The following is an 11,527-nucleotide window of genomic DNA, read 5'->3' on the forward strand; positions in this document are numbered from 1 at the left end:
GGCCGCCCGGCGGGGCTCTGCGTGCCCGTGGGGGCGCCCGCCGCGCCGGACCGGCCCGCGGTGCCCTTGGCGTCCGCGGTGCCCTTGGCGTCCGTCGCGTGCTTACGGGACCCGTCCCCGGGCCCCGCGCAGCCCGCGAGCACCGCTAGAGCCACAGCCGTCGCAACGGCCGGAATCCGTACCCTCACTGTGTCCTCCGCCCCTCGGAAAGCACCGGGCACGGACTCCTCTCTCTTCCGCGCCGTTACCCGGCGTTGTTCCCCTCAACCGGCTTCTCAGCCTTCTCGGCCTTCTCGGCCTGCTTGATCTGCGGCTTGCGCACCGACAGGTGCAGCTCGCGCAGCCGGGCCTCGTCCACCTCGCTGGGCGCGCCCATCAGCAGGTCCTGGGCGTTGCCGTTGAGCGGGAACGCGATGGTCTCGCGGATGTTCGGCTCGTCGGCGAGCAGCATGACGATGCGGTCGACGCCGGGGGCGATGCCACCGTGCGGCGGCGCCCCGAAGTGGAACGCCCGCAGCATGCCGCCGAATTCCCGCTCGACCTCCTCGCGGGAGTATCCGGCGATCTCGAACGCCTTGAACATCACGTCCGGCTCGTGGTTCCGGATGGCGCCGGACGACAGCTCGGTGCCGTTGCAGACGATGTCGTACTGCCACGCCAGGATGTCCAGCGGGTCCTGGTTCTCCAGCGCCTCCAGGCCGCCCTGCGGCATGGAGAACGGGTTGTGGGAGAACTCGATCTCGCCGGTGTCCTCGTTCCGCTCGAACATCGGGAAGTCCACGATCCAGCAGAACCGGAAGACGTTCTCCTCGAAGTGGCCGGTCCGCTTGGCGGCCTCGACGCGCACCGCGCCCATGATCTTGGAGACCTCGTCGAAGTCGCCCGCGCCGAAGAAGATCGACGTGCCGGGCTTGCCCTCGACCTCGGCGATCAGCTTCTCGACGTCCTCGTCCGTGAGGAACTTGGCGATCGGCCCGGTGAGCTTGGAGTCCTCGCCGATCCGGACCCAGGCCAGCCCCTTGGCGCCCTGCAGAGCCGCGAACTCGCCCATCTGGTCGAAGAACTTCCGCGGCTGCTCGGCGGTGTCCGGCACGGCCAGCGCGCGCACGTGCTTGTCGGCGAACGCCTTGAAGCCGGAGCCCGCGAAGACATGGCTGACGTCGACCAGTTCCAGCCGGGCGCGCAGGTCGGGCTTGTCGGAGCCGTACTTCAGCATCGCCTGGCGGAACGGGATCCGCGGGAACGGCGAGGTGACGTGGCGGCCGTTGCCGAACTCCTCGAACAGGTCGGTCATCACCTTCTCGATGACCTCGAAGACGTCCTCCTGCTCGACGAAGCTCATCTCGACGTCGAGCTGGTAGAACTCGCCCGGCGAGCGGTCGGCGCGGGCGTCCTCGTCGCGGAAGCAGGGCGCGATCTGGAAGTAGCGGTCGAAGCCCGCGATCATCAGCAGCTGCTTGAACTGCTGGGGGGCCTGCGGCAGGGCGTAGAACTTGCCCGCGTGCAGCCGGGACGGGACCAGGAAGTCGCGCGCGCCCTCGGGCGAGGTGGCGGACAGGATCGGGGTCGCCATCTCGTTGAAGCCCTGCGCGGTCATCTTCTGCCGGATCGCGGAGATCACGGCGGAGCGCAGCATGATGTTGCGGTGCATCCGCTCCCGGCGCAGGTCCAGGAAGCGGTGCTCCAGACGCCGCTCCTCGTTGACCCCGTCCTCCGGGTAGACGGTGAAGGGCAGCGGGTCGGCCGCGCCGAGCACCTCGACGTCGGCGACCTCGACCTCGATCTCACCGGTCGGCAGCTCGGGGTTGACGTTGTCGGCGCCGCGGGCGATCACCCGGCCGTCGACGCGGACGACGCTCTCCTTGGAGATCGAGCTGAGCTTCTCGTTGGCCGCGGTGTCGGGCCGGACGACGAGCTGCACCAGGCCGTAGTGGTCGCGCAGATCGATGAAGAGGATGCCGCCCAGGTTCCGTCGATTGTGCAGCCAGCCGGAGAGCCGTACGTCGGTGTCGACGTCAGCGGCGCGGAGCTCGCCACAGTTGTGGGACCGGTACCGATGCATCATTCATCCAAGTCGTCAGGTCGGGAGTGTTGCGTACCCTCGTGTAGCTTCCGGCCAAGCCTACCGGCGCCGTGACCTTCACTGGTAAGCGCGCGGAAAATGCCCATAAGGTAGCGCAATGCGCACCGAGGACCTGCTGGCCGCCATAGCGACCGGCCTGTGGCGGTGGGACAGCGTCGCGGGCGCCGTCTCCTACGACGCCGAAGCGGCCCGCCTGGTGGGCCTGCCCGCCGAGGCGGTCACGCTCCCCGAGGCCGCGGCCCGGGCCTGCTTCCACCCGGCGGACTGGCTGGAGATCCAGTCCATTGTGGCGCTGGCGGCGGCCGAGGGCACCCTCGCCGAGGCCCGGATGCGCATCGTGGACGAGAAGGGCAAGGTGCTGCGCACCGTGCGCACCCGGTCGCGGCCGGTCGACCGCACCGACGGCCAAGACGGGCAGCTGCTGCTCGGCACCCTCCAGGAGGTCCCCGAGCCGCTGCCCGGCACCACCGCGGGCGGCACCCCGGTCACCGGCGACTGGCGGCGCAACCGCGAGGCGTTCCTGCTGGACGCGGGGCGGGCGCTGGCCGAGGCGATGTCCACCGCCGAGGTGCTGCGGGTGGCCGCGGGGCTTTCCATGCCCGGCTTCTCGCCGGACGGGCTCGCGGTCTTCGGCGTCAAGGGCGACCGGATCTCGCTGATCGGCCACCACGGGCACCGGATCGACACCGAGCACCCCGCCGCCGACATGCCGGCGGCCACCGACCATCCGGCGGCCGAGGTGGTCCGCACCGGCCGGGCGGTCTACCTGCCCTCGCCGGACGAGTACCGCGGCCGGTTCCCGGCCGCCTGGCGTCGGATGCGGCCCCTCAAGCGCCGTTCCTGGGCCTTTCTGCCGCTGATCGTCGCGGGCCGCACCATCGGCGCGTGGATGGCCGGGTTCGCGCACCCGGTCGCGTTCTCGCCCGACGAGCGCTCGGTGCTCACCACGATCGCGCGGATGCTGGCCCAGGCGCTGTCCCGGGCCGCCCTCCAGGAGACCGAGCGTGAGCTGTCGGACGGCCTCCAGCGCTCCATGCTGCCCGCCGCCAAGCCCGACATCCCGGGGCTCACGGTGGCCGCGCGCTACGTGCCGACGGGCGGCGGGCTCCAGGTCGGCGGCGACTGGTACGACGTGATCGCGCTGCCCTCGGGGCGCACCGCCCTGGTGATCGGCGACGTCCAGGGGCATGACGTCCGGGCCGCCGGGATCATGGGGCAGCTGCGGATCGCGGTCCGGGCGTACGCCTCCGAGGGCCACCACCCGGACGCGGTGCTCGCCCGCGCCTCCCGCTTCCTGTCCGGGCTCACGGACCCCGGCGGGGACGGGGGACACGATCCGCGGTTCGCCACCTGTCTGTACATGGAGGTCGATCCGGTCGCGGGCACCCTGGACATCGCCCGCGCGGGCCATCCGGACCCGGCGGTCCGGCTGGCCGACGGCACGATGATGATCCGCCCCACCGCGGGCGGGCTGCCGCTGGGCGTCGACCCGGAGGGCGACTACCCCACCACCCGGGTGGTGCTGGAGCCCGGCGAGACGCTGCTGATGTGCACCGACGGGCTGATCGAGACCGGCGGCCACGACCTGGAGACCGGCTGGGACCGGATCCGGTCGATCTTCGAGCACCCGGCGACCGCGACCGACGGCCCCCATGACCTGGAAGCGCTCGCCGAGGCCCTGGTGCAGGCCGTGCACGGGCCGCCCTCGCACCACACCACCGGCCCCCTCGCCGACCGCCGCGAGGACGACATAGCGCTGCTGCTGATCCGCCGGGACGCGGAGGTGTGCCTGGTCGGACCCGGTTCGGCGCCGGTGCGGCGTACCGCGGTCACGCTCGCGCAGGCCGAGCCGGAGCGGATAGCGGGCGCCCGCCGCCAGCTGCGCGACATGCTGCACGACTGGGCGGACCCGGACCAGGTCGAGTCGGCGGTGCTGCTGCTCTCGGAGATGGTCACCAACGTCCTGGTGCACACCGATGGGGACGCCCTGCTGGTCGCCGAGGTCAGCGGGCGGCGCGGGTCGAGGCGGCTGCGCCTCGACGTCGCGGACGGCAGCGACGAGCTGCCGCACCGCCGCCGCCCCGGCGAACTCGCGTCGTCGGGGCGGGGGCTGATGCTGATGGAAATGCTGGCCGACGCCTGGGGCGTCGATCCGCGCGGCGACGGCAAGTGCATCTGGTACGAGCTGCACGAGCGCGCGCCGGAGCAGCCCGCGCCGGAGTAACCCCGCCCTACTCGGCGTCGGCCGGTATCGTTCCGAGCTTTCCGGCGCGGAAGTCGTCGAAGGCCTGGGCCAGTTCGGCGTGGGTGTTCATCACGAACGGGCCGTAGTGCATCATCGGCTCGCGGATCGGCTGCCCGCCGAGCAGCACGACCTCGAAGTTGGGGCTGCGCGACTCCTGCGCCGCGTCCGCCCGTATCGTCAGCGCGTCGCCCTCGCCGAAGACCACCGTCTGCCCGGTGCGGAAGGGCCGCTGCTCCGCGCCCGCGGTGCCGCGTCCGGCGAGCCCGTAGGCCAGGGCGTTGAAGTCGGCGCGCCAGGGCAGGGTCAGCTCGGCGCCCGGGTTCAGCGAGACGTGCAGCATGGTGATCGGGGTGTGGGTGATGCCCGGCCCCTGGTGGCCGTCGATGTCGCCCGCTATCAGCCGCAGCAGCGCACCGCCGTCGGCGGAGGTGAGCAGCTTGACCTTGGCGCCACCGATGTCCTGGTAGCGCGGCGGCATCATCTTGTCCTTGCTCGGCAGGTTCACCCACAGCTGGAGCCCGTGGAAGAGGCCGCCGGACATGACCAGGGACTCCGGCGGGGCCTCGATGTGGAGCAGCCCGGAGCCCGCGGTCATCCACTGGGTGTCGCCGTCGTTGATCGTGCCGCCGCCGCCGTGCGAGTCCTGGTGCACGAAGGTGCCGTCGATGAGGTACGTCACGGTCTCGAAGCCGCGGTGGGGGTGCCAGGGGGTGCCCTTGGGCTCGCCCGGCGCGTACTCCACCTCGCCCATCTGGTCCATCATGATGAACGGGTCGAGGTGCTGGTAGTCGATGCCGGCGAAGGCGCGCCGCACCGGGAATCCCTCCCCCTCGAAGCCGCTGGGCGCGGTGGAGACGCCGAGCGCCGGGCGCGGGCGCGCCTCGGCGGGGGCTGCGACCCGGGGCAGGGTCAGGGGGTTGTCTACGGTCACTGCGGGCATGACGGCCTCCTCGGTCGTTCACCATTCAACTTAATTGAAGGCTGAACGACCCGCAAGAGGGGCCCTATTCCGGCTCTAGTGGGACACGAGGGGTGTGGGGGACACCTCAGCCGTCCGCGAAGCGATGGCGTCTAGCCATACATGCGCCGCATGGCGAAGTCGACCATCTGCTCCACCGCCTTCGCGTCGAAGACCATGCGGTGCTCACCCTCCATGTCGAGGACGAAGCCGTAGCCGGTCGGCAGCAAGTCGATCACCTCGGCGCCGGTGATCACGAAGTACTTGGACTCCTTGCCCGCGTACCGCCGCAGCTCCTTGAGCGAGGTGAACATCGGGATCACCGGCTGCTGGGTGTTGTGCAGCGCGAGAAAACCCGGGTTGTCACCGCGCGGACAGTAGACCTTGGAGGTCGCGAAGATCTGCTGGAAGTCCTCCGCCGCCATCGAGCCCGTGGTGAAGGCGCGCACCGCGTCCGCGAGGGACGGCGGCGAGGGCTCGGGGTACAGCGGCTGCCCACCGTAGCCGGGGCCCGGCTGTGAGTGGTGTGACGAATGCGGCTGCTGTTGCGGCGGAGGTGGCGGGGCGGCGTAACCCTGCCCTGCGCTCGCGTTCTGGTCGTAGCCGTACATGGACCGAAGCGTACTGAGTCACAGTTGGCGGGTTGAGGGTTGCCCTTTATTACCCACGGGTAGCATCATGGCGACACCGGATTGACTGCACCGGACTCTGCTGATCGATACCGCGCCACGAAGAGGTCCCTGCCTCTCCCGAGCCTTACGGAGCCGTCGCCATGGGGCACTACAAGTCGAATCTCCGCGACATCGAGTTCAACCTCTTCGAGGTGCTCGGCCGCGACAAGCTGTACGGCACCGGCCCGTTCGCGGAGATGGACGTCGAGACCGCCAAGAGCGTGCTCTCCGAGATATCGCGGCTCTCCGAGAACGAGCTGGCCGCCTCCTACGCCGACTCGGACCGCAACCCGCCGGTCTTCGACCCGAAGACGCACACGGCGCCGCTGCCCGAGTCGTTCAAGAAGAGCTACCAGGCGTACATGGACGCCGAGTGGTGGCGTCTCGGGGTGCCGGAGGCCCTCGGCGGCACCTCCTGCCCGCGCTCCCTGCTGTGGGCCTCGGCCGAGACGATCCTCGGCGCCAACACCCCGATCTGGATGTACGCGTCCGGCCCGTCCTTCGCGGGGGTGCTGCACGACGAGGGCACCGAGGAGCAGCTGAAGATCGCGCAGCTGATGGTGGACAAGCAGTGGGGTTCCACCATGGTGCTGACCGAGCCCGACGCGGGCTCGGACGTGGGCGCCGGCCGCGCCAAGGCGGTCCAGCAGGAGGACGGCACCTGGCACATCGAGGGCGTGAAGCGGTTCATCACCTCCGGTGAGCACGACGTCTCCGACAACATCATCCACTTCGTGCTGGCCCGCCCCGAGGGCGCGGGACCGGGCACCAAGGGCCTGTCCCTGTTCATCGTCCCCAAGTACGACTTCGACTGGGACAGCGGTGAGCTGGGCGAGCGCAACGGCGTCTACGCGACCAACGTCGAGCACAAGATGGGTCTGCGCGTCTCCAACACCTGCGAGCTGACCTTCGGCGCCGACGCCCCTGCCAAGGGCTGGCTGCTGGGCGAGAAGCACGACGGCATCCGCCAGATGTTCAAGATCATCGAGTTCGCCCGGATGATGGTCGGCACGAAGGCCATGGCCACCCTCTCCACCGGCTACCTCAACGCGCTGGAGTACGCCAAGGAGCGCGTCCAGGGCCCGGACCTGGCGGCCTTCACCGACAAGACCGCCCCGCGCGTCACCATCACCCACCACCCGGACGTGCGCCGCTCGCTCATGACGCAGAAGGCGTACGCGGAGGGCCTGCGCGCGCTCGTCCTCTACACCGCCTCCGTCCAGGACGAGATCATGGTCAAGGAGGCCGCGGGCGAGGACGCCTCGGCCGACAGCCGCCTCAACGACCTGCTGCTGCCGATCGTCAAGGGCTACGGCTCGGAGAAGGCGTACGAGCAGCTGGCGCAGTCCCTCCAGACCATCGGCGGCTCCGGCTACCTCCAGGAGTACCCGCTGGAGCAGTACATCCGGGACGCCAAGATCGACACCCTCTACGAGGGCACCACCGCCATCCAGGGCCAGGACTTCTTCTTCCGCAAGATCGTCCGGGACCAGGGCCAGGCGCTGACCGTCCTCTCCGAGGAGATCAAGAAGTTCCTGGCGGAGGCCGCCGGCGGCGAGGAGCTGGCCCCGGCCCGCGACCGGCTCGCCCAGGCCGCGGTCGACCTGGAGGGGATCGTGGGCGCCATGCTCACCGACCTCTCGGCCACCGAGCAGGACGTCTCCTCGATCTACAAGGTCGGCCTCAACGCCACCCGGCTGCTGCTCGCCTCCGGCGACGTGGTGATCGGCTACCTCCTCCTGCGCGGCGCGGCCGTGGCCACGGAGAAGCTGGGCGGGGCGGCCACCAAGGACGTGCCGTTCTACGAGGGCAAGATCGCGGCCGCGAAGTTCTTCGCCAACGAGGTCCTGCCGGGCGTCTCGGTGCAGCGCGCGCTGGCCGAGTCCGTCACCAAGGAGCTGATGGACCTGGACGAGGCCGCCTTCTAGGACCCTCGTTCCGCAGACCCGGGAGCCGGTCGCCCCTCTCCTTCACCGGGGGGCGGCCGGCTCCCGCCTTTTCGCGCCTTCTCGACGGGCCTCCTCGTCAGGCCCCCTTGTCGGGCGGGTGCTCCCGCAGGGCCCGCTCCACCTCCTCACGCGCCTGGCGCCGCAGCTCCTCGCCCTGCGCCAGCAGGTCCTCGACCGTCTCCTGCCCGGCCCCGGGCGGACGCGGCCGGGCCCGCAGCTTGGCCAGCAGGTCCTGGCACGCCTCGTCCTCGGTGGCGAAGCGGCTGACGTCCTTGTCCACCGAGCGCTCCCACAGTCCCGTCACCCAGCCGCCGTCCGGCGCGGGCCGCAGGAAGTAGTAGGCGTCCGGCTGGACTTCGATGTCGGCCGCGCCGGGAATGTCGTACAAAGCGTCCGGGACCTGCTCGGCGCGCAGCACCCGGACGAGTTCCGTTCTGTCCACGGCACCAGGATGCGCGGTCAGTTCAGCGGCCGCAGGTTACCCGCGGCAACGAGCTGAGGAATCGACGGTCCCGTCAGGTATTGCAGCCCGAAGCCCGGCTGGCCGAACCAGGGTCGGATGGGCCCGGCGTCCACCAGGAACGGCTTGGTGACCTCGTAGAGGTGGTAGCCGTACGGGTACGCCGGATCGTAGGTGTTCAGGTTGCTCGGCGGCAGCGCGCGCTCCGCGTACGGGGTGCCCGCCGGGGCGAGGAAGTGGCCGAAGCCGCTGCCGAAGAGATCGACCTTCTGACCCGCCTTCAGGGTGATGGTGGTCTTGAGCGGTACGCCGTTCAGCAGGACCCAGCCGTCCGGGTACGGGTACCACCAGCCGCCGGACTGCTCGTTCCAGTAGCAATTCAGGAACGCGGAGGCCGACAGGCCGTCCAGCCGCTCGTAGCCCCTCAGCATCTGCCCGATCGCGCCCCTGCGCGGAAGTTCGGCGGGCCCGAGCCGCCAGTCGCCCTTGTAGTACCGCTGGAACGGCTGTGTGGGCGCGGAGTTGGTCCCCCCGGTGCGGTCGGTGGTGGGACAGGGCGGGTGGCCCTTGGCACCGGCATCGGCTCCGTCCTCCGCCCCCGCGGCATCGGGCGTGGGCTTGGGCGCCGGAGCCGGGGCGGGCAACCGCCCGGCGGGGAGCAGCCCGGCGGGGTCCGCCATGGCCTGTCCGCCGCCGCACAGCAGCAGCAGCGACCCCAGGATGACGAGGAGGTGTCGAAGAACGCGCATCCGCTGTCCCCTTGAGTGCGTTGGTGAGCGGTTAAGGGGACTATCGGCAGATACGCGAGTTTTATACCGCCGGTCTGACGTGTTTTCATCAGATTGGATCAACGCGACCCCACGGATGGGTCCCCTTCACCACCCGCCCCCTGGCGACCGGCTCCCCGGCGGGCGGGGCGGTCCCGAATCTATGCTGATGTCATGAGCGCACACCCCGGCATCGACCGCGGCCATACCGATGACCTGATGTCCTTCCTCCGCGCCAGCCCCTCGCCGTACCACGCGGTGGCGAACACGGCAGAGCGCCTGGAGAAGGCGGGGTTCCGGCAGGTCGAGGAGACGGCGGCCTGGGACGGCGCGGCGGGCGGGCGGTACGTCCTGCGGGGTGGCGCGATCGTCGCCTGGTACGTGCCGGAGGACGCGAGCCCGTCCACTCCATACCGAATTGTTGGCGCTCACACCGACTCTCCCAATCTGCGCGTCAAGCCGATCCCCGACACCGGGGCGCACGGCTGGCGGCAGATCGCCGTCGAGATCTACGGCGGCGTCCTCCTCAACACCTGGCTCGACCGCGACCTCGGGCTCTCCGGCCGGATCACCCTCCGGGACGGCTCCAGCCATCTCGTCACCGTCGACAGACCCCTGCTGCGCGTGCCGCAGCTCGCCGTACATCTCGACCGGTCGGTGAACACCGAGGGCCTCAAGCTCGACAAGCAGCGCCACATGACGCCCATCTGGGGGCTGGGCAGCGTCGAGGAGGGCGACCTCATCCGGTTCGTCGCCGAGGAGACCGGGGTGGCGGCCGAGGACGTGACCGGCTGGGACCTGATGGTGCACAGCGTCGAGCCGCCCGCCTATCTCGGCCGGGACCGGGAGCTGGTCGCCGGGCCCCGGATGGACAACCTGCTGTCCGTGCACGCCGGGACGGCCGCGCTCACCGCCGTCGCGGCCCGCCCGGAGCTGCCGTACATCCCGGTGCTCGCCGCCTTCGACCACGAGGAGAACGGCAGCCAGTCCGACACCGGGGCCGACGGCCCGCTCCTCGGCAACGTGCTCGAACGTTCCGTCTACGCGCGCGGCGGCGGCTACGAGGACCGGGCCCGGGCCTTCGCCGGGACCGTCTGCCTGTCCTCCGACACCGGCCACGCGGTCCACCCCAACTACGCCGAACGCCATGAACCGGGCCATCACCCACGGCCCAACGGAGGTCCCATCCTCAAGGTCAACGTCAACCAGCGGTACGCCACCGACGGCTCCGGGCGGGCCGTCTTCGTCGCCGCCTGCGAGCGCGCGGGCGTGCCCTGGCAGAGTTTCGTCTCCCACAACGCGATGCCGTGCGGCACCACGATCGGCCCGATCACCGCCGCCCGGCACGGCATCGCCACCGTCGACATCGGCGTCGCGATCCTGTCCATGCACTCCGCGCGCGAACTGTGCGGCGCACAGGACCCGCGGCTGCTCGCCAAGGCACTGACCGCCTTTCTGGAGGGCTGAGTTGGACTTCTCCCTGCTGGGCCCCGTGACCGTGACCACGGGCCCCGTGGAGGCCCCCGTCGAGCTTCCGCTGGGACCGGCCAAGCGCCGCAGCGTGCTCGCGATGCTGCTCCTGCGCCCCAACTCGACCGTTTCCGTCGAGCAGTTGGTCGCGGGTCTGTGGGAGGACGAGCCTCCTGCCCACGCCCGTACCGTCATCCAGGGCCATGTCTCCCGGCTGCGCGCGGCCCTCGCCGAGGGCGGCGCCGACGCGCACGGCGTCGAGCTGACCACTCACAGCTCCGCCTATCTGCTCCGGCTGCCCGCCACGCTCGTGGACACCGTGCGCTTCGACGACCTGGTGGCCCGCGCCGACCCCGAGTCGGCCCCGGCCGACGCCGTGCCGATGCTGCGCCAAGCGCTCGGGCTGTGGCGCGGCCCGGCGCTCACCGGGACGGTGGCCAGCCCGCCGTTCGCGGCGGCCGCGCACGCCCTGGAGGAGCGGCGGCTGACCGCCGTGGAGGCCCTCGCCCGGGCGCACGGGGCGCTCGGCGAGTACGAGAAGGCGGCGGGCGTGCTGCACCCGGCGGCCCTCGGCAATCCGCTGCGCGAGGGGCTGATCGCGGACCTGATGCTGGTGCTGTACCGCACCGGGCGGCAGTCCGACGCGATCGCCTGGTTCCACCGCACCCGCGAGATGCTCGCCGACGACCTGGGCGTCGACCCGGGGGAGCGGCTGAGCGCCGCGTACCAGGAGATCCTGCGGGCCGCGCCCGTGCCGGAACCGCAGCCCGAGGCTCGCGATCCCCGCGATTCCCGTGAACCGCGCGCTCCGCGTGATCCGCGTGATCCGCGTGATCCGCGCGTCGGGGGCGAGGCGGCGACCCCGGCGGTGCCTGCCGCACCCGCGGCGGCCTCCGGCCCCGCGCCGGAGCTGCTGCCGCGGCC

At 71.2% G+C, this 11,527-nt stretch carries 9 protein-coding genes; 4 read left to right on the forward strand and 5 right to left on the reverse strand.

Going from position 1 to position 11,527, the window contains the following annotated elements; genetic code table 11:
• Window positions 1-244 precede the first annotated feature (244 nt).
• Complete coding sequence (gene aspS / locus EEJ42_RS39635; protein WP_123107001.1) at window positions 245-2,062, reverse strand: aspartate--tRNA ligase; 1,818 nt, start codon at window positions 2,060-2,062, stop codon at window positions 245-247.
• A 118-nt stretch (window positions 2,063-2,180) separates the two neighbouring features.
• Between aspS and EEJ42_RS39640 the strand changes: the two genes are divergently transcribed.
• A complete protein-coding gene (locus tag EEJ42_RS39640) occupies window positions 2,181-4,307 on the forward strand; it encodes an ATP-binding SpoIIE family protein phosphatase (protein ID WP_123107002.1) in 2,127 nt (708 codons plus the stop codon).
• Window positions 4,308-4,314: 7 nt separating this feature from the next.
• Here EEJ42_RS39640 and EEJ42_RS39645 read toward each other — a convergent pair whose 3' ends face one another.
• Both EEJ42_RS39645 and EEJ42_RS39650 read right to left on the reverse strand, forming a co-directional pair.
• Entirely contained in the window at window positions 4,315-5,268 is a 954-nt protein-coding gene (locus EEJ42_RS39645) for a pirin family protein (protein WP_123107003.1), read from the reverse strand.
• A gap of 131 nt (window positions 5,269-5,399) precedes the next feature.
• The gene (locus EEJ42_RS39650; RefSeq protein ID WP_123107004.1) at window positions 5,400-5,897 is read right to left on the reverse strand and encodes an SseB family protein; all 498 of its coding nucleotides are present in this window, start codon (window positions 5,895-5,897) and stop codon (window positions 5,400-5,402) included.
• A 161-nt stretch (window positions 5,898-6,058) separates the two neighbouring features.
• Here EEJ42_RS39650 and EEJ42_RS39655 point away from each other — a divergent pair, with 161 nt between their 5' ends.
• Window positions 6,059-7,885, forward strand: a complete 1,827-nt coding sequence (locus tag EEJ42_RS39655; protein WP_123107005.1) for an acyl-CoA dehydrogenase — start codon at window positions 6,059-6,061, stop codon at window positions 7,883-7,885.
• Window positions 7,886-7,982: 97 nt separating this feature from the next.
• On the opposite strand, the gene EEJ42_RS39660 is transcribed toward EEJ42_RS39655, so the two are convergent.
• Window positions 7,983-8,348 (reverse strand): hypothetical protein, encoded by a 366-nt coding sequence (locus EEJ42_RS39660; protein WP_123107006.1) that lies wholly within the window; start codon window positions 8,346-8,348, stop codon window positions 7,983-7,985.
• Between the two features lie 17 nt (window positions 8,349-8,365).
• On the reverse strand, window positions 8,366-9,115 hold the full coding sequence (locus EEJ42_RS39665) for a TNT domain-containing protein (RefSeq protein WP_246097655.1): 750 nt from the start codon (window positions 9,113-9,115) through the stop codon (window positions 8,366-8,368).
• Between the two features lie 192 nt (window positions 9,116-9,307).
• Here EEJ42_RS39665 and EEJ42_RS39670 point away from each other — a divergent pair, with 192 nt between their 5' ends.
• Both EEJ42_RS39670 and EEJ42_RS39675 read left to right on the forward strand, forming a co-directional pair.
• On the forward strand, window positions 9,308-10,600 hold the full coding sequence (locus EEJ42_RS39670) for a M18 family aminopeptidase (protein WP_123107007.1): 1,293 nt from the start codon (window positions 9,308-9,310) through the stop codon (window positions 10,598-10,600).
• 1 nt (window position 10,601) lies between these two features.
• On the forward strand, window positions 10,602-11,527 hold a 926-nt coding region (locus EEJ42_RS39675; RefSeq protein ID WP_184503492.1), incomplete at its 3' end, for an AfsR/SARP family transcriptional regulator.

Origin of the sequence: Streptomyces botrytidirepellens, from assembly GCF_003721215.1 — a bacterium.
GTDB lineage: Bacteria > Actinomycetota > Actinomycetes > Streptomycetales > Streptomycetaceae > Streptomyces > Streptomyces himastatinicus.

Coding starts and splice junctions, on each gene's coding strand:
- EEJ42_RS39645 (WP_123107003.1), bottom strand. CDS start 5,268: ATGCCCGCAGTGACCGTAGACAACCCCCTGACCCTGCCCCGGGTCGCA.
- EEJ42_RS39650 (WP_123107004.1), bottom strand. CDS start 5,897: ATGTACGGCTACGACCAGAACGCGAGCGCAGGGCAGGGTTACGCCGCC.
- EEJ42_RS39655 (WP_123107005.1), top strand. CDS start 6,059: ATGGGGCACTACAAGTCGAATCTCCGCGACATCGAGTTCAACCTCTTC.
- EEJ42_RS39665 (WP_246097655.1), bottom strand. CDS start 9,115: ATGCGCGTTCTTCGACACCTCCTCGTCATCCTGGGGTCGCTGCTGCTG.
- EEJ42_RS39670 (WP_123107007.1), top strand. CDS start 9,308: ATGAGCGCACACCCCGGCATCGACCGCGGCCATACCGATGACCTGATG.
- aspS (WP_123107001.1), bottom strand. CDS start 2,062: ATGCATCGGTACCGGTCCCACAACTGTGGCGAGCTCCGCGCCGCTGAC.
- EEJ42_RS39640 (WP_123107002.1), top strand. CDS start 2,181: ATGCGCACCGAGGACCTGCTGGCCGCCATAGCGACCGGCCTGTGGCGG.